Raw genomic sequence first — 18,742 nt, forward strand, 5'->3', positions numbered from 1 at the left:
CGCGTACACGAGCGAATTTTCATTCTCCGCAACTGTTGCCGGCGATACGTTTGACGAGCTCAGGTGCGATGATTTTGGAGGCTATGCCGGGCAGAGGATGCACGCCATCAGGAATTGCCGTGGCCAGATCATCCGGCGTCAGACGCTCCCAATTGGGCCGGTGGTCGACAAACTCCAGGCCACGTTTTTGCGCCTCCGCCTCATGTGCAGAGACATAACTGTCGACAAAGGGACGGATCAGCCCATGCAATCCTGAAAACGGATTCATGGCCATGACGATGATCCGCGTTTGCGGCAGGCGCTGCCGGAGCTGGTCGAGGATGTCGCCGATATTCTTTCGGCTTTGCGCAAGCGACACGAACCGATGCAATGTCGCATCATTGGCGTAGAGCTCAATCAGGATGATATCCGGCTGCTCGGCAACGACGCGATCAATCTGGGTCAGAGCCCACAGTGACGTTTCACCGCTTTTTGCAACGCTCTCGACCTTCACCGGCTTATGCAAGCAGGCTGCAAGCTCCGTCTCAAGGGCAGGCTGCCATCCCCCTCGCGCCGTCAAGGATGTTCCGAAGGCCACTATTTTCAGCGGCACAGGACTATCGGCATAGCCGTTCCTGACCGCCGAAAGCATCAACAGACACGCCAGAAACAGAACCAGTCCATAGACCGATCGCCTCTCAATCGGCACCGCTCGCCAAAACTCCAAACATATCATGAGGAGACCTTGCAGCAGGCTTGAGACAATTTCGTGAAATGGCCGCGCATGCCTGTTCGAGCAATGCGACACCATCCAATCCCCATCCTGGTAGATGACAACGGCAGCTTTGAAACGTCGGAGCTCTTAACGGCGTGAAACAGCCGCCAATCACTCCTGGCGAAATACGTGCTGCATCTGATCGGTCAGCGGCTTCGTCAGATAGGATATCACGGTCCGATCGCCGATCTTGATGAAGACCTCCGCCGGCATGCCGGGATAGAGCTTTATCGTCTTCAATTTGGCAATGCTTTCAGCTTTCGGCTTGACGCGCAGCGGATAGTAGCTGATGCCCGTGCGCTCATCCTTGACGATATCGGGCGCGATCGAGGTAATCTCACCGGCCACATCAGGCGTCGTGCGTTGATCGAAAGCGCTGAAACGCACATCGACTGACTGGCCGACATGAACCTGATCAATATCGCGGGTGGCGACTTTCGCCTGGACCGTAAGCTCGTTATTTTCGGGAACGACAAGCATCAACGTCTGACCGGGATCGATGACACCATTGACGGTGTGAACCGAAAGTTCGTGAACTCGCCCAGTCAACGGTGCGGTAATGTCGAGACGGTGCAGCTGATCGACTGCGGTTCCGCGGCGTTCTTCATATTCGGCGATCTGCGCCTCGACGTCGGTCAGGTCTTTTGCAATCTCCGAACGACGATCCTCATCCAGCTGGATCGACTGGCGATCGATCTCGATTGCCTTACCTTCGGCCTCCGCCTTAGCTGCGATTTCCTGGCCGCTGTTGCCCTGGAGATCGGCGCGGGCGCGCTTGAGCGTATTCAGACGCTGAAGCGTGACGAGCCCCTTCTTGTAGAGCGTATCAATGCCCTCAAGCTCCTGTTCGATCAAAGCCAAGGCATCGTTGGTGGCATTGATCTGAACGACCAATCCCTTTACCTGCTCGCCCAGTTGGTCCTTGCGCGATGCCAACTGGCTCTTCATTCCGATAAGCGCCGTCCTGCGACTGTCAAACAACTTCTGCTCGCCATCGAGAAGCTTCTCTGCGGAGGTGCTGGATGTCAGATCCCTGATGTTTTCCTCGACCTCGAACGAATCTGCGCCGATTCGTTCCGCCTTCAGACGGGCGCGGCGCGCATAAAGCTGAGCGAGCGTGCTTTCCACAATCGAGAGATTCGCTCTCGTCGTCGTCCCATCGAGCCGTATCAGCACCTGCCCGGCGGTCACATGGTCGTTTTCGGAAACCAGCAATTCCGACACGATACCACCTGTCAGGTGCTGGACTTTCTTGACATCGCCGTCGACGACGATCACGCCCTCGCCGATGACTGCGCTCGAAAGCTCTGTCGTCGCCGCCCAACCGCCAATGCCGCAAACGAGGGCTATCGACAGCACACCGACAACGGCAACATGCCGATTGAGGGAGCGTTTCGATTCACTGATAACTTTACTCACAATCTTCCCTTTGGCTTATTCGGCCGCATTCATGCCGTCGACCACGACTTTAAGCTGAGCCACGCGCTCGGCAATCGGCGTGCGCGCCGCTTCCGGCCGGCTGACTCTCGCCAGAACTTCTTCTTTGGGACCGAACGCGATCATGCGGCCGTCCTGCATCATCAGCACGAAGTCGCAGACCGCCAGAACCCCGGATCGATGTGCGATGACGACCACAATGCCGCCCCGCGCCCGCACGCTCATGATCGCGGCACTCAGCGCCCGCTCGCCTTCTTCATCGAGATTGGAGTTTGGCTCGTCGAGCACAACGAGGAATGGGTCGCCGTAAAGCGCTCGTGCAAGCGCGATACGCTGTCTCTGGCCAGCCGAAAGCGCAGCACCGCCTTCGCCGATTTCGGTTTCGTAACCGTTCGGCAGACGAAGAATGAGATCGTGAACACGCGCCGCCCTCGCCGCAGCAACCACCGCCTCAGGCGACATCTCTTTCGCGAAACGGCAGATATTCTGGGCAACAGTCCCCGAGAAAAGCTCCACGTCCTGTGGGAGATAACCGATATGCCGGCCAAGTGCGTCTCCGTCCCACTGGTCGAGTGCTGCGCCATCGAGGCGAATGGATCCTCTGACGGTCGGCCAGATGCCCATCATCGCCCGTGCCAAGGACGACTTACCCGAGGCACTGTAACCAATGACGCCAAGCGCGCTCCCTGCCCGTAAGCCGAAGCTGACATCGGAAATGACCAGGCGCTGACCCGCCGGCGGCCCGCTCGCCAGTCCTTCGACAGTGACTTGCTTGGTAGGAGCCGCGAGCGCAAGAGGGGCCGGAATCTCAGGAATGGCTTTCAGCAGGCTCGAAAGTCGCGCCCAGCTCTGCTGAGCAGAAACGAAACCACGCCAATTTCCGATCGCCGCTTCGACAGGCGCCAGAGCGCGAGAGGTCAATATCGAGCCGGCGATGATAATTCCCGAAGAGGCCTGCCCTTGAATGACCAGTATTGCGCCGGTCGCGAGCGTTCCCGATTGCAAAGCAATACGGAAAATCTTCGACAAGGTCGCATAGCCATTGCCGATATCCGATGCCTGCCGGGTGATCGTCCGGTATTCACTGTTCTTGCGGTCCCAGATTTCGGCCATTGTGCCTGCCATGCCCATGGCGTGGATGACCTCGGAGTTGCGGATCGAGGTCTGCGCGAAGGCATTTCGCATATTGGCGGAGTCAGATTGCTTTTTTGAGAGCGTACGCGTTCCCTGATTCGTCATGAACGTCAGGATGGCGAGAACCAGCGATCCACCAATCGCGATATATCCGATCGCCGGATGAAAGAGGAAGCAGATCACGATATAGAACGGCAACCATGGCAGATCGAACATCGCTGTCGGGCCCTGGCCGGACAGGAAGGTTCTGATCTGGTCGAAGTCGCGCAACGGCTGAAGCCCGTCGCCGCCGATTTTGACCTTCAACGGAGCCTTGATCAGCGCGCGGAACACACGCCCGTTCACCATCTCGTCAAGCGCACCGGCAACACGCACCAGCATCCTGCTTCGCAGAACCTCGAACGCTCCTTGAAATGTGTAAAGCATCAACGCAAGTATTGCCAGGACAGCCAGCGAAGGTATGCTTTTGCTGGGAATGACCCGGTCATACACCTCAAGCATAAAAAATGAACTTGTAAGGTATAGGATATTGATAAGCGCGCTTGCTATTCCAATGAAAACAAGCCCTCCCTTGCATTTCTTTAATGCTTTGGATGGCTCGCTGACATCAGCTGCTGAACTCTGAAACACGAAGTAATCCCTCTCTTACCGCATCGCACGAAAGCAAATATGCCGGCGCACACTCCAGCTCCGGGTCCATCACGCCCGATCAATGACACGACTGCCTTGGACCCCCGACACTGGCGCCGGACCCGCTTGCAAGCCCACGACCTATTACATGAATCCAACCAAAAAGTGACCAAAAATTCCAATTTATAACGAGCGGCTTCAGGGATTCTGACTTGACGCTACGCTAAATATACCAACCTAAGCAAGTGAAAATCGCAAATTGCCCAACAACGGCGCAGAGAGATGAACGTATCGCGCGCATATTAGCGACGTTTACTGGGGCGTTAACTATAAATTCAATCTATAGTTCATTTTTCCTATGAACGGCGGAACTATTTTTTATCCGCGCCTTCGACCGCCGACACCCCTTCATCATCAAGTTTTCAAGTGTTGAACAGCGGGCCGTCGCTCTCTAATTTTGGCGTGATTCAAACCAGCAGGTGCGACGCTTGGTTGCTATGGAACGCGTCCACATTGATATACACGCCGAGCGAGTCGGTATCGATGTGAGAAGCGCCGTCAGAAATCTTGTATTGGAAGGATTCGCTGACTTTTCCGCTGAGACCGGCGATTTTCACTGCATCGACCGTATAGGTGTAATCACCATCGCTCTCCACATGGATGACGCCGTATTTCCCGGTCAGCGTCAGGCCATGCTTATCCACAGCACTGTCACCGAAGCGACGAAGCAGCACGGTTCCATTGATTGCGCTATCGTTTTCGAGGAGGTTGCCATGATAGGCACCGCCGGTATCCGTGGAGATTTTCAGGCTGTCATGGGCTGCGACAATCCTGGGAACGGCGACGGTGGGTGCGGTCGGAACCTGCACTTCGTCCGCGGGCGCCGGAGTGCTTGTCTGCGTCGGTGTTGACGGTTCGACAGGCGGCTCCACAACCGGCGTGGTAGGCGTCTCACTGTTGGACGGGGTGTGGCCACTCGTGGCGTCGAGTTCGGCCTGCGCTTGCTCCAGGGTCTTATTGTCGTTGATCAAGAAGGTGCTCTGGAGGGCAATTGCGACGGGCATCGTCAACGTCGACACCGCGCTGTCGATGATATTATCATAGAAAGAGCCGGATGCAGGCCTGTCGACCTTCAGCGCCGAGGACGACAGGTCGTCAAAGACATTACCATAAATATCGATATCGGTGCGTGCATAACTTGGGTAACCTGCAGCGCTGATCGACACGCCCCAGACGCCGTCATGAATATAGTTTCCACTGATATCGTAATTTGTCGCATTGCCCTGATCGCCAAGGCCGATACCGTAGGACCAGCTATAGCCGCCATATCCCGAGATGTCGTTGTCGTGGATGGCGATATTCGTGCCCGCGTTGGCACCTATCCCGAAACCGCCGCCGATCACGGTGTTGTCCTCGACTGCTGCATTTACAGCCCGAACAAGCACCAGGACGCCCTTTGCGCTATTGGTCTCCGTCTGCTCTAGGTGGTTACCTTTGATCAGGATATTGCTGCTGTCGTTCAACTGAACGGCGTCTGCCGCAGCGCCCTGGCTGTTGATGACCAGATTATTAACGATGGTAACGCCAATCACTTTATCCATCCAGATGCCGTCTCCATTTACCCCGGAAATCTTGCTGTTCTCGATGGTAATGTTCTGGCTGCTCTGGAAATTGACGGAACCGGGCTTGCCGGCAAGTCCGGTATTTTCGACCTCGACGTTGCGGACGGTCCAGTTGGAGACATTTCCCGCATATATCGCCGCACCGCCGGTATCAGCAATCTTGATGTTCTCCACGATGATGTTTGAAGCCTTCGAGCCGTGGATGCCGTCGTTGCTACTGTGAATAACCGGCGCATCGCCAACGCCGTAACTGCCAATTGTAATCGGAGAGCTGACAGTGCCGGAGTATTTCAGGTCGAATTGCTCGTTAAACACACTTCCGGCGGCAAGCAGCACGCTGTCTCCCGGCATTAGCCTCAAGGATTCGACAGCGGAAAGCGTCGCGAAAGCCGACTGCTCGCTCACTCCACTGTTCTGATTGGATCCTGTCGCCGAATTTACATAGTAGACGGTCACGCCGTGATCTCCCAAAGATACTGGAAAATCTTTTACCTGCGGACCTCTCTCCGCCTGCTAAAATGGAACACTAAAATGCGTTCTATCTCGCGATAATTCTTACATCCTCTACAAAATATCTTCACTTCTCTAATATTTCGCATTGCAAAAAAAGTTGCGCTGCACAATTATGAAACGAATTACCTGACATCAGCAATGGCATTAAGACCATCTTCCGGGACGCGCATATTAATTTGCGAAAATTGCGCCTCGAAAGAGGCCTTACTTGATAAACATGTGCAACAAGAGCACGACATCAGTTACTTCGCCGAAAATCGTGAGATCGAGCGAGCAACGAAACAATACAGCGATGTCACGCCATAGCCCGTAGTGATTATGTCAATATCTCATCTGCACATCTGAACCTCAGCGTATTTTTATAAATTGCCTTTGAATAAACATCCTTATCTCCTGAAGAAAAATGGATTCGTATCTGTCATTTGACATTTTCTCTTATTTTTAACGTAGCAATCCTCTGGCGTTTCATTGTCTTATACGAGTTCCAGGTGTGTCATTATTGTACGATATACCCAAAAACGTTCACTTGCTGTTAATTACACCCTTGACTCTCTGTATTAAGATATCCTTAATCGGGCAGCTCGCTAAAGGTCAGAATTGACCTAGCAAAGAACAATTCAAGGAGAGAACCGATGGCTGTTCACGCAACCGACGATAGTGCAACATTCCTGGAAACTGACGCCATTTCAGGAAATCTGCTTTCCAACGATTCATCCGATAACGGACACCTGTTCCTGCGCGCCTTCGACGGCGCAAGTGTTGGCGCCAAGAGCGGCAACAGCCAGGTCACAGAGATCCAGGGCGACTACGGCACCTTCTTCGTCAAGCCTGACGGTAGTTACACTTATGTCCTGAGCGACGCTGCCAAGGTCGGCTTCACCAATGGTGAATTGATCCAAGAGAAGGTCTCGTACAAAATCTCCGACGGTAGCGGTCATACCGATGTCGGCCTGTTCACGCTGAACATCCAGGGCGTAACCCAGGTAAAGCCGATCGCGGTCGACGACCACTATAGCTTCATCGAGGGCGACGCCATCGGCGGCAACGCCCTGGACAACGACATTGCCGGCGACAATGGTCATCTCTTCCTCCGCCAGTTCGGCGCCACGACCGTAAACGGCGATCCAAGCGCAACGACCGATGTCGCCGGCACGTATGGCACGTTCCATGTCAAAGCGGATGGAACATTCACCTATGATCTGGCAGTGGATGTTGCTCCGGGCGATCACGTCACGGAAACCATCCAATTCTACAAGATCTCTGACGGCGAAGGCCACACCGACGTCGGCGTTCTGACACTCAACATCACTGGCGCGGACGCAGAAGTCTGATCATCGATAGCCAATCAAAAACAAAGCCCGCCGCGTAAGCAGCGGGCGTTGTTTTATACAAGTTGAGCTCCGATCAAGAGAATGAGCCGCAGTGAGCAGCTGCCGGCAACCCAGATGGACTGCTAACTTCAGCGGTGCTCGGAACTGCCTTCAGAACAGCACGATTATATTCCATCGGGCGTTGGTTCACTGCCTTTTTGGAGCTTGGAACTGTCTTTGAAAACCGCCTCGGTGATTTACTTGCTGCAACGCTGTCGGAACCGCGCCGTCGCAGCCTCTCCAACGCTCGTCCAGGTTTGATCGAAGATTGGACGAAGCTGTGGGCTAATCTCTTTTATCGTGGCGTTGACCCTGCAACGATCGCCCAGTTTCAGCATCGTCGTAAGATCGCTATCGAGTGCGCGCTTTGCCGCGGCAAGCGTTGCATCGGTAAAATCGTTCCAGAAATAAAACCGCGTCAGGATCATCACCTGGTCGTAGGGCGCGAGCACAACCGAACGCTTCATCATTCCCGCAATCGCGACCGGCTCTTCTGCAATTGTCGACTGCACGGCCGCAAGGCGAAGCCAAAAATTGCTGTTCGTCGGCATGCACGAAAGCGCATGCCGCAGATACTGGCGCGCACTCGATGCCGCAGCGGCCCAGCCATCGTAATTGACATTGACATTCTGCCGATCGAGTTGCGCCAGAACGAGGGTTACGCCTGCAGCCACGATGTCGGATCGACAATAATGTCCGTCAACGACGTCGACACTGCGCGAGGCATATTTGGTCACGACATCATCCGCAACGGTCTCGCCCCGCTCGATCCTTTCGGCGACGATCGAGATGCTGGCCGTTCTTATCGAAGCGTAGAGCTCTCGACCGGCCAGCACCACCAAGACCACGGTGACGATAACGAAGGCGATCCTGGTAATCGAAACGGACTGACTGCGGAACATCAGCTTTCGGTATAGTATCGCGAATAACGCTTATAATAATATTCGCTCGAACCGAATGTCCGGTAGAGTTTCATCTGCGACGGGTCGACCTTGGTCAAGATAGTACCGACGCATTTCGCATAGAGTTCCGGCTCGGACAGCAGGGTCGACTGCACGACCTTGCGCGATGTTTTTCCCCACTCGATAACGAAAACCACCGCATCGAGCTTCGAATTGATAGCGCGCGCATCCACAACCGGCGCCAGGGGTGGCAGGTCGACTATAATATAGTCGAAGCTTTGACGCGCCGTTTCAAGAAGCTGATCCATGCCGCGTGACGCGAGTAGCTCCGACGAATGCGGAACACGATATCGTGCCACCGTCGGCAAAAATGCGAGCTTTGTTTTTGGATCGAGAAGGATCAGATCCTTGAGCGGACGGCTGTCGACGATCGCCTCGAGCAAGCCGGCCTCGGCATGGCGGCCGATCGCCCGGGTGGCGCCGGGATTGCGCATATCGCCATCGATAAGCAGGCAACGCGCACCCTGCATCGCCAGGAGCTTGGCAAAATTGATGGATGTCGTCGACTTCCCCTCGCCGGGCAAGCTCGACACGACACCGATGACCTTACAGCGCTGATCGGCAGCACTGAGGTCGATGGCAATCTTGGCGCTTCGAAGCGTCTCGGCAAATGCCGAGAGCGGATGCTCCTCGACATAGGTCGTCGTCTTTCCACCCCTGGCGATGCTTCGCGGATTGCTGGGATCAACGAGCGTCGGATCGTCGACGTTGTTTTCAATCAGCGGCATGACACCGAGAGACTCGACATCGAGCACGTCCCGGACATCATCGCCGGTGCGGAAGAACCGATCCCGGAATTCGCGGAAGGCAGCTATACCACTTCCAAATGCACATCCCACGAACATCGCGAAAGCAACGACGAGAGCTCTCTTCGGAGCGCTCGGCTTCGTCGGCGTCTCCGCCGTCGTGATGATGCGCGCAGCGGTAATCGGAAAGCTCTGCTGCTGAATTGCTTCCTGGTAGCGCGTCAAGAAGCTCTGATAGAGATTCTTATAGGTATCGCGCGTACGCTCGAGCTCGCGAAGCTGCACCTGCGTTTCGCCAGCCGTTGCGGCAACGCCCGTCGCCTGCGTGACACTGTCGCGCAAAGAATTTTCCCGCGACTTTGCGACCTGCAACTCGCTTTGGTAGCTCTCGGCGATGCGGTTCAACTCATCGAACATGAGCCTTTTATACTCTTCCATTTCCGCACGAAGCCGAACCGCCTGGACGTGATCGGGACCGAGCCGCGCCTCGATTTCGGTCTCGAGCTTGGAAGCCTCCAGATATTTCTTGCGCAGGTCGTTCGAAATGGAGCTATCGAGCACATCCGTGACGATCGCATCGGTCTGCTTGGCGTCGATGATCGACTTGACGCGCGCATATCTTGCCTCGGCCTTCGCTGTCTCGGCTTGCGCATTGATCAATTGGGTATTGATCTCGGAAAGCTGCTGCTCGCTGATCAGCGTACCGGATCCGGCCTCGACAAGCCCATGCTCGCCGCGGAATTTCTGAACCGCAAGGTCGGTGTCCAACGCCTGCTGCCGGAGCTCTTCGATACGCTCCTGCAGCCACTGGCCGGCCCGGCGTGTCGCCTCGTATTTCGAATTGAGCTTGTCGACGAGATAGACGTCGGCGATGGCAGCCGCGATATCACGCGCCAGATCGGGCGACTGCGCGGTATAGCTGACATCGAGGACATAGGAGCGACCGACGCGTTCGACGTCGATGTTGCCCGCGACGGTCTCCGCAGCGCTTCGCCGCTTCCTTTCCGGATCGGGTGCGACGGCTGCGTCATCGGCAAACCATGACCGAAAATTCACGAAGGATTTCAACGTTGAAACAGAAAAAAGCGAGCTTTTCGGTGCCGTGAACACCGGATTGTCGACGAGTTTCAGTTTGTCGACAACAGCATAGGCGATGGTATCGGACTTCAAAAGCTCGACCTGACTGAGGACAGTACCTTCGTCATCGTCCATCTGGCCGAAAGCCGCCAGCTGGTTGATCACCTGACTATCGCTGCGGTCGATCAGCACGCTCGTGTCGGCGGTGTAGACAGGCACCGAAGTCAACACATACACAATGCCGAGAACGGCAAAAGCGAAACCGCACGCCGCAACCATCCGCCACTGTCGGCGGGCGATTGCGATGAGCTTGTCGAAATCGATGAAATCGGCATCATTTCCGGTATCGCGGGAGGGGTCGATACGCGGTGTAAGTTTATCTGGCGATAGCAATTTCGATCTCCAACAAATGCGTCAAGCGCTAAGATCTAAGGGCAATTCCAGCTATTATATGACCGGGATACTAACACTAGTCGATTCCGCCGAGTCAGACGACTGCCCTGCCCCAGCATTCGAAACCTTCAGCGTGCCAGCGGTTGTCTCGCTGCCGTCAAACGGCGTACCGTCGTCCGCTCCCGGCCCCGTCCGGCCAATCGACCCATTGTTGCCGATGCCGGATGCGGCGGCTGCAGCACTTCCACCCGGGCCGAGCGCCGCGGTTCCGCCTTCGGCGAGAACCTTCGCAAAGGCGGCAAGGAGCGGTGCAAGATTCGGATCGGCGCTCGCCGCCTCGGCGACAGCCTTTTCGATCGCCAGCTTGAATAGCGGATCCGTTACCTGGCAGCTGTTTGCGGCCCGCCCAAGACCGGAACCGATAGCAGCCATCTGTGCGGCATCGGCTTTCTTGGCCTGCTCGATCACCGGCGACAGCGCATCATTGCTGCTCCCAACCAGCGCGCGGACGCTCGATGACAAAACCAGCGGATCGGAGATATCAAGCAGAACGGCGGGGTTGGCCGTAAATCCACTGATATCGATGGAAGTCAGATTTGAAAGCCTCACGCAAGCTGCCGCAAAAGCGCTTGAATTCATGCCGGCAAACATCGCGATGACAATTCCGCTATATGCAAGCTTACGATAAACACCTGACCTTGCCATAACCATAGTCCTTCATCAAATCCGCAATAGGCTGCCGGCATTGATCATCCGCGATCGATACCGGCCCGCCTATTTCAATCAATTTCCAAGATCCTGTACCGCGTTACTGGTATCGTTCGCATCGTCGGCCACGCCGGAAACAGTGGATGATACCGAGTTCACGATGTCAAGGAACTTGACCAGTTCAACAGAGTCCGAATTGGAAATATAGATAATATCCTTGTCTTCCATCTTGAATTGCTGAACAGCAAACAAGGTTGCCGGGTCGCGCATATTCGCACGAATGATCACCGGAACCATTTCACCCGCAAATCTCGTCGTGTCCACATGCATCGCTTGAACCGTTTTCTTCGGGACAAGACGATAAAGCAGGACCTGAGCCGGATCGGCACGGTCGTCGCGTAGGCCGCCCGCCTTGGCGATTGCCTCTCCAAGGGTTAGATCAGACTCTTCGAAATCGAAGCGACCGCTGGTGCCTGCGGCACCGAGCGCAAGATAGGTGCGGCGCTCATGATCGATCGAGATCGTATCATCCGGCGCTACATAGATATTTTCTGCCGGGTTCTTCAACAGCGTAGTGTAGGCGACGGTTGCCGTCTTGCCGCGGCGCTGCAGCGTCACATTCGTTTCGATATTGTTGGTCGTCAAACCGCCCGCGGCGGAAATGATATCGAGAACACGCTCACCGGCCGGGCTGATCTCGACGCGCTGGGGATTGTTGACATCACCGAGCACAGCAACCTGACTGGAGCGGCTTGTCGTTGTCGTGATAACCACCTGCGGTTCGATCGCGCGGCTCGCCAGGCGATCCTCGACGTCCTGCTCCACGGTCTCCTTCAGGCGACCGGCAGCCGGAACCCGACCCGCATAGGGAATTGTGATCGTTCCGTTTCTATCGATGGTCTGCTCCGGCAGCGAGATGTAATTGCCGGGTCGGCTACCTGCATCGGACGGAATGAAGAGACCGCCCGACTGGGCCTCGAAGATGGCAACCTGGACGACGTCGCCGTAACCGAGCGGAATTTCAGGCGCCCCGCCTCGACCACCACCAAACCCTTTGAACGAGGTCGGCTGGGGGGCAGTAAAATACGACAGGACGTTCTTGCTGAGATCAACCAGGGCGTAGTCGATACCGACGCGACGTTCCTTGGTTGTCACTTTCACCGTTGCATCTCGATCAACATCTTTGTGATCGGGACCGGATCTTGGCAACGACGTGCAGCTTGCCAATATAGTCGTTAGCGCTACAACAATGGCGACGCGTGTACTACCGATACGAGAACAACCCATAGAATACCCTGCGTTTACGCCCCTGAAGCTACTGCCCCGCAATCTGACAAAATACAAGACAATCCCCGATCAATAACACTTAAAGCCGATTAACATTCCCCTAACTGTGGCAGGCTGGCAACGCCGAGCCCCTTAGGAAGCGAAAAACGACTTCGGTCCGACTTTTCTTGCGTCGCAACAATCCGAAGGCTGCACCCGCTATAAAATTTCTAGGGTTTCAGAGTCAACCGTTCGCACCTGCACAATCGATCTTTTCCGAAAATCTTATTAAAATCCATCCATTTAAACTTTACGTGGTTAACGGCCGCTCATATGCCATGTCCGCCTCTCCGTTGCTGCGTCCCAGACATATCGCGACAACAGCACTCAGGAAGGCGGAGTAAAACACCGCAAAACCCGGTATCTGCAGCGAAAAATCGACCGCCGCATGAAGGGCGACCAAAACGGTCGCCGCCAGGCCAAGAAGAACATAATGCCTGAGACGCCGTCTTTGGGCGAACCCGCGCCGGAACACTCTGGCAAGCACCGAGAAGGCAAGGACCGTCGCAATCGGGAACAATATTCCGAGGCCCAGAAATCCTTCGAGATAGAAATTGTGCGCGCGGTCGAAGACTCCGAAAATTCCGCAGGCCGGATCGCGGTAGGCGGAAAACACAGTCCGGAAGGTTCCGAGCCCCGTTCCCGTCAACCAATGATCCGAAATGGCACGCCATATGCCAGGCAGGATGCAAAACCGGTCATCATCCTCAAGTCGCCGCTCTTGCGCGCGCAAAATCGCCTGGCCCGCAAACACCGTCAGCAGCAGTACGACGAAACCAATCGCCGAGAGGAGTATCAGCAACGAACGCCATCTTGGCGCCGGTCTCAGATGACGCCTCGAGCCGTTCCAATTGAGGACAAGCCATGGAAAATAGATGAGAGCGGCAACAAAGGTCGCAAATATCCCGGCGCGCGAGCGGCTTAGCATCAGCGCGGTGAAGCATGCGCACAAGAGCAGGATATAGATCCACGATCTCAACAGAAGCGCGTTTCGGCCCGGTTCGCCGGGCGGATAGTTTGAATAGGAACGAGCTATGTCCCTGACCAGGGTCAGCATCAGCAGCGTTCCAAGCCCGAGGAAGGTCGCGGCGGTATTGCGGTTGACGAAGACCGCAGTCAGGCTGTCGAGGTAGGCGCGTTTCTCCACGACGATCAGGATGTTGGGAAACAGCAAAAACTGCAGAAGGCCGAAAACAGCGACAATGCCCGCCGTAAGCCCGAGCCCCGTCAGCACTTTCCGCGCGCGCTGATCGGTATCGCATAAGAGCAGCCCGGTCAGAAATGTGACGAAAGGCAGGGCGATCCACAGGATCGACGCAAGCGTGTCGGCCGGTTCGACCGAGATCGCTGCGTACTGGACACCTGCCAGATCACGCGCAGCACTCCAGGCAGGATTGGCCAACCAATTGGAAGGCAGTTCGATGGTCTGGATGAACGTCCAGCCTGTCAGCACGACGAGCAGAAACAAAGCGATGCTGAAAACCGATCTGGTCTGCCTCGGCTCCCCGAACAACAGCGCGGAAATAATCGCCAGCACAAACATTCCGATTGCAGCGAAGGCGAAGGGAAAGGACGTAACGCTTCCGAACGGAATAAAAGTCAATATCACCAGGCAAATGAAGACAACGAGGATCACCTCCCGCATGATCTGCCTGTTGATGAGGTTGGGTAACATTTGAATTCGCTCACCGGCAGCAGCGGGAATGAGGGGCCTACAACCAGTACGGTCAATATTCCCGTACTAACATAAGTTGCATATCAAGCGCCTGCGTGTTAAAGTGCAACAGAATTCCACATCATTTAAAATTGTCGCGAAACGTTTAAATCAATCGAGACAAGCCCTGGCTATGCTCCTTGAAGCAGCAGGAACGGGACAGACGTTCTGCAGCCAATACTTGGCAGATCACTAAGTCGCCATGCCATTGACTGAGACAAAAGGCAAGCCTGATCTCAATCGGTTGCCCGTAACGGGGATTTAAGAGATGAAGAAAACAGTCGTTACACTTCTGGCACTGGCCTTTACAGCAGGCAATGCATGCTCGGCATTTGCCGCCGGTCCCGCAGGTTTTGCCCGCGGTCTGACCGGTAGTTCGGCGGTCAGTTATATCTCTGAAAAAGGCAAGATCATTCCACCTTTCGCCCAGGTGCTGTTCTGCGCCCAGAACCCAACCGAATGCCGCGATAACAATGGTTTGTCGGTCGTTGCACTGACGGACAAGCAAATGCTGCAACTGAAGGACGTCAACACTGCCGTCAATCGTACGATGATCGGCCGGAACGACCCCCGCAACGAACTGAATGGCGACGTCTGGAAGGTGAATGTGCGCAGCGGCGACTGCGAAGATTTCGCATTGACCAAACGCAGCCGGCTGATCGCGATGGGCTGGTCGTCGCGCGCTTTGCGGATCGCGACGGCATATACGCCCTCCGGTGAAGGACATGCGGTCCTCGTCGTCAGAACCGACAAGGGCGATCTCGTCCTCGACAACAGGAAAAGCAGCATCAAGAACTGGCGCGATACCGATCTGCGCTGGGACAAGATTCAATCGGGAACAGACCCCTACGTCTGGTACCGGCTTTAACAGCCGAGGCAGCGACATAGACTGATTGATCCTGTTTCCGGATTGAAGTCGAGCCTGCTCTGAGGAGCCGCTCGACTTGTCATATCGCCCACACAAACCTATGTTTTGGCTATCGACGGGGCAGCGCGCAGCAAGTTGCGGTGCCCGGAGTTCGATTTCCGATGTTGGTTTCAGGCGATCTTCGGTATTGTCTTTTCGTCCAGATTAACTATGACGAACGTCATGCTGCGACGCAGCATGACGTTCTACTCTAATGATTTGAGGGAAATATGCGCATCACGATGATTGGATCAGGCTATGTCGGCCTCGTTTCAGGCGTTTGCTTTGCGGATTTCGGCCACGACGTCATCTGCGTGGACAAGGATCTGAGTAAGATCGAAGCCCTTCGCGAAGGCCGCATTCCGATCTACGAGCCGGGCCTGGAGCAATTGGTCGCGGAAAATACCAGCACCGGCCGGCTGTCGTTTTCGACGGATGTCGGCGAAAGCGTCCGCAGCGCCGATGTCGTGTTCATCGCAGTCGGCACGCCGTCCAGGCGCGGCGACGGCCACGCAGACCTTTCCTATGTCTACGCCGCGGCACGCGAGATTGCCACCTATGTGGAAGGCTTCACCGTTATCGTCACCAAGTCGACGGTGCCGGTCGGCACCGGAGACGAGGTCGAGCGCATCATGCGCGAAACCAATCCTGCGGCGGATGTCGCCGTCGTTTCCAATCCGGAATTCCTGCGTGAAGGTGCGGCGATCGAAGACTTCAAGCGTCCCGACCGTATCGTCGTCGGCCTGAACGACGACCGGGCGCGCGAAACCATGACCGAGGTCTACCGCCCGCTCTATCTCAACCAGGCCCCCTTGGTCTTTACCACCCGCCGCACCTCGGAACTGATCAAATATGCGGCCAATGCATTTCTCGCGATGAAGATCACCTTCATCAACGAGATTGCCGATCTCTGCGAACGGGTCGACGCAAACGTCCAGGACGTTTCGCGCGGAATCGGTCTCGACGGCCGTATCGGCTCCAAGTTCCTGCATGCCGGCCCGGGTTACGGCGGCTCGTGCTTCCCCAAGGATACGCTTGCCCTTGCCAAAACGGCGCAGGATTACGACGCGCCGATGCGTCTCATCGAGACGACGATCTCGATCAATGACAACCGCAAGCGGGCGATGGGACGCAAAGTCATTTCGGCCGTCGGCGGAGACATTCGCGGCAAGAAGATCGCGATCCTCGGCCTGACCTTCAAGCCGAACACCGACGATATGCGCGACAGTCCGGCGATCGCAGTCATCCAGACCCTGCAGGACAACGGCGCGCAAGTGGTCGGCTACGATCCCGAGGGCATGGAAAACGCCCGCAAGGTGATCGAGAACATCGAATATGCGAGCGGTCCCTATGAAGCGGCCGCTGGTGCGGATGCGCTTGTCATCGTCACCGAATGGAACCAGTTCCGCGCGCTCGATTTCAATCGCCTGAAGCAGTCGATGCGCGCTCCGATCCTGGTCGATCTGCGCAATATCTACCGCAGCGACGAGGTCCGCAAACACGGCTTTACCTATACCGGCATCGGCACCAACTTTTATCAGGAAGCGACCGACGCCTGAGATAGCCTCCTGAACATCTGATCGTCCTGACGCCGCGGAGCATAATCCGCGGCGTTTGGTTTTGAGCATGACGCCGAAAATTGTAGGCGTTTTCGGACGACACCATGCTCGCCGATTTAAAGAATTCCGACCCGCGTCCCCTTTATCGTCAGCACGGTCAGCCGGCCCGTCGCCGAAACTGCGGTGTCGATACCGATGCGCTGCGGACCGAATGTCGGGATTCGCGCCGGGGTGTGCCCATGAATCACCAGGACAGGAAGCTGCGGCCCTTCATCCAGAAAGGGCTGACGGATCCACATAAGGTCGCTGTCTTTCTGCCTCTTGAGCTCGACGCCCGGCTGGATGCCTGCATGAACAAAGAGGATCCTTCCCATCCGCAGCATGACCGGCAGCGATTCCAGAAATTGGATATGCCGCTCGGGTATCATGTTGCGAATGACGCGGGCGATTGTTTCGCTTCCAGCCGCCGACTGCAGCAGATACTCGATATCGATACCGTATGAGTGCAGCGTCTCCGTTCCGGCAAAGCCGAGCCATTCGAGAATGCGCGCCGGTTTGCGATAGAGCTTCGCCAGCTCCGCGTCATGATTGCCGCACAGGACGAAACGTTGAAACCCCGGCGGCGGGGTCTTGCTCAGGAATTCCAGCACCGCGCTCGAATCCGGCCCGCGATCGACATAATCGCCGAGCATGACGATGAGTTTCGGCCCCGGAATGCGGGCGGCATCCTCCTCGATGCGGCGATGTGCCTCGACGAGTTCTTTATAACATCCGTGAACATCGCTCATCGCGTAGACCGCAGCGAATTCGCCTTCGGCAAATGTCAGCCGAGCGCGTCTTTTACGGTTGCCAGCCAGTATCGGTATCTGTCGTCGCCACGGCGCTAGATAGTTAAACATGGAACCCATTTATGAGACCCGACCGAATGGCGGGTTGCGGAAATAATCCATCTCTTATCCATCGCTGAAACGGCATGAGGCTCAGTGTTCATAAGAATTTGGCCTGATCGCGGCCCCACCGAAGTTGTAACCGAACCAATTGCCACATTCAGCGTGACATAGTCCTTCGCCATTTGCTGCACCGCCTGCGCCAGGTTGGCCTGACTGGTCGCGACCGAACGCTCCGCATCCAGCACATCAAGCAAGGATGATTGTCCATCCTTGTAGCTCCCGATTGAAAGCGCAAGAATCTCCTGCGTGGTCTTCACCTGAGCACGCAGCGCCTGCGACTCGGCAACGCCGATATCGGCCGTTGCAGCGGCGAGGTCACGCTCCGCCTTGCGGATGTAATCATTCATACTTCGGAGGGTGCTGCGGTTAATAATACGCTATAGTTTGCGATATGATGGTTAATCCGGCGTTAAGCCGGTGATTATTGTGTTTCTCGCGACATTCTCGGCTAATATTCCCCAAATGGAGAAGCCACAGGTATCGGATTTCCACAGGCCACACCTTCGAAAAAGCTGCAAAAATCAACTATAACGAGAGCCATCAGGAAAAAATGAACGTTAAAGAAGATGACGCTTGACGCCCCCGCAGCGCAGCATAATGATGGCGCGTTGCGAGTGTGAATGACATTTCTTGATCAGGAATCTCAGATCCAAAATTGCGGGGTGCAAAGTGGAAACTGCGGTTGATTCGAAACTTATCGAGGCGATCACCTACGACGAAGACAGCCGGCATCTACGGGTCTATCTGACCAACGGTCAGAGGCGAGAATATGAAGGCGTTCCCAAGGGCGTCGTCGTCGGGTTGACGATGGCGGAATCACCGGGAAATTTCTACATGAAGGCAATCAGGGGCAAATATCCTCCCCGCCCCTAATGTCCTATCGATCACGACGATAGGATCCTTGTTTCAGCAAAGATGCGGGACCGGCATTCGCCGGTCC

General features: G+C 55.7%; 14 protein-coding genes and 1 pseudogene. 4 read left to right on the forward strand and 11 right to left on the reverse strand.

Annotation, left to right across the window (positions count from 1 at the left end; translation table 11 throughout):
• Positions 1-19: 19 nt before the first annotated feature.
• The 4 genes from GFM02_RS13480 to GFM02_RS13495 all read right to left on the reverse strand — a co-directional run bounded on the left by GFM02_RS13480 (position 20) and on the right by GFM02_RS13495 (position 6,033).
• The gene (locus tag GFM02_RS13480) at positions 20-715 is read right to left on the reverse strand and encodes an SGNH/GDSL hydrolase family protein (RefSeq protein WP_168272608.1); all 696 of its coding nucleotides are present in this window, start codon (positions 713-715) and stop codon (positions 20-22) included.
• Positions 716-865: 150 nt separating this feature from the next.
• The gene (locus GFM02_RS13485; protein WP_025395613.1) at positions 866-2,173 is read right to left on the reverse strand and encodes an HlyD family type I secretion periplasmic adaptor subunit; all 1,308 of its coding nucleotides are present in this window, start codon (positions 2,171-2,173) and stop codon (positions 866-868) included.
• A gap of 15 nt (positions 2,174-2,188) precedes the next feature.
• Positions 2,189-3,955 (reverse strand): type I secretion system permease/ATPase, encoded by a 1,767-nt coding sequence (locus GFM02_RS13490; protein WP_168321884.1) that lies wholly within the window; start codon positions 3,953-3,955, stop codon positions 2,189-2,191.
• Positions 3,956-4,422: 467 nt separating this feature from the next.
• Complete coding sequence (locus GFM02_RS13495) at positions 4,423-6,033, reverse strand: right-handed parallel beta-helix repeat-containing protein (protein WP_168321885.1); 1,611 nt, start codon at positions 6,031-6,033, stop codon at positions 4,423-4,425.
• Positions 6,034-6,722: 689 nt separating this feature from the next.
• Here GFM02_RS13495 and GFM02_RS13500 point away from each other — a divergent pair.
• Positions 6,723-7,421, forward strand: a complete 699-nt coding sequence (locus tag GFM02_RS13500) for an Ig-like domain-containing protein (protein WP_168321886.1) — start codon at positions 6,723-6,725, stop codon at positions 7,419-7,421.
• Between the two features lie 236 nt (positions 7,422-7,657).
• On the opposite strand, the gene GFM02_RS13505 is transcribed toward GFM02_RS13500, so the two are convergent.
• The 5 genes from GFM02_RS13505 to GFM02_RS13525 all read right to left on the reverse strand — a co-directional run bounded on the left by GFM02_RS13505 (position 7,658) and on the right by GFM02_RS13525 (position 14,347).
• Positions 7,658-8,362 (reverse strand): hypothetical protein, encoded by a 705-nt coding sequence (locus GFM02_RS13505; protein ID WP_168272579.1) that lies wholly within the window; start codon positions 8,360-8,362, stop codon positions 7,658-7,660.
• Positions 8,362-10,638, reverse strand: a complete 2,277-nt coding sequence (locus tag GFM02_RS13510; RefSeq protein WP_168272578.1) for a polysaccharide biosynthesis tyrosine autokinase — start codon at positions 10,636-10,638, stop codon at positions 8,362-8,364. The genes GFM02_RS13505 and GFM02_RS13510 overlap by 1 nt, the downstream gene beginning before the upstream one ends.
• 54 nt (positions 10,639-10,692) lie before the next feature.
• Entirely contained in the window at positions 10,693-11,349 is a 657-nt protein-coding gene (locus GFM02_RS13515; protein WP_168272577.1) for a sugar transporter, read from the reverse strand.
• Positions 11,350-11,421: 72 nt separating this feature from the next.
• On the reverse strand, positions 11,422-12,633 hold the full coding sequence (locus GFM02_RS13520) for a polysaccharide biosynthesis/export family protein (RefSeq protein WP_168272576.1): 1,212 nt from the start codon (positions 12,631-12,633) through the stop codon (positions 11,422-11,424).
• Positions 12,634-12,922: 289 nt separating this feature from the next.
• The gene (locus GFM02_RS13525; protein ID WP_168272575.1) at positions 12,923-14,347 is read right to left on the reverse strand and encodes an O-antigen ligase family protein; all 1,425 of its coding nucleotides are present in this window, start codon (positions 14,345-14,347) and stop codon (positions 12,923-12,925) included.
• A gap of 307 nt (positions 14,348-14,654) precedes the next feature.
• Here GFM02_RS13525 and GFM02_RS13530 point away from each other — a divergent pair, with 307 nt between their 5' ends.
• A complete protein-coding gene (locus GFM02_RS13530) occupies positions 14,655-15,254 on the forward strand; it encodes a transglutaminase-like cysteine peptidase (protein ID WP_168272574.1) in 600 nt (199 codons plus the stop codon).
• A 269-nt stretch (positions 15,255-15,523) separates the two neighbouring features.
• Positions 15,524-16,852 carry a UDP-glucose dehydrogenase family protein gene (locus GFM02_RS13535; RefSeq protein ID WP_168272573.1) on the forward strand — a complete coding sequence of 443 codons (1,329 nt, stop codon included), beginning with the start codon at positions 15,524-15,526 and terminating at the stop codon, positions 16,850-16,852.
• A 116-nt stretch (positions 16,853-16,968) separates the two neighbouring features.
• Here GFM02_RS13535 and GFM02_RS13540 read toward each other — a convergent pair whose 3' ends face one another.
• Together GFM02_RS13540 and GFM02_RS35090 are read right to left on the reverse strand one after the other, a co-directional pair.
• Positions 16,969-17,760 carry a metallophosphoesterase gene (locus tag GFM02_RS13540; protein WP_131665173.1) on the reverse strand — a complete coding sequence of 264 codons (792 nt, stop codon included), beginning with the start codon at positions 17,758-17,760 and terminating at the stop codon, positions 16,969-16,971.
• A gap of 125 nt (positions 17,761-17,885) precedes the next feature.
• A pseudogene (locus GFM02_RS35090) lies at positions 17,886-18,125 on the reverse strand (TolC family protein); the annotation flags it as partial.
• 307 nt (positions 18,126-18,432) lie between these two features.
• Here GFM02_RS35090 and GFM02_RS13550 point away from each other — a divergent pair.
• A complete protein-coding gene (locus tag GFM02_RS13550; RefSeq protein WP_003542164.1) occupies positions 18,433-18,675 on the forward strand; it encodes a KTSC domain-containing protein in 243 nt (80 codons plus the stop codon).
• Positions 18,676-18,742 lie beyond the last annotated feature (67 nt).

It is taken from the genome of Rhizobium leguminosarum bv. viciae (assembly GCF_012276115.1).
Taxonomy (GTDB): domain Bacteria; phylum Pseudomonadota; class Alphaproteobacteria; order Rhizobiales; family Rhizobiaceae; genus Rhizobium; species Rhizobium leguminosarum_T.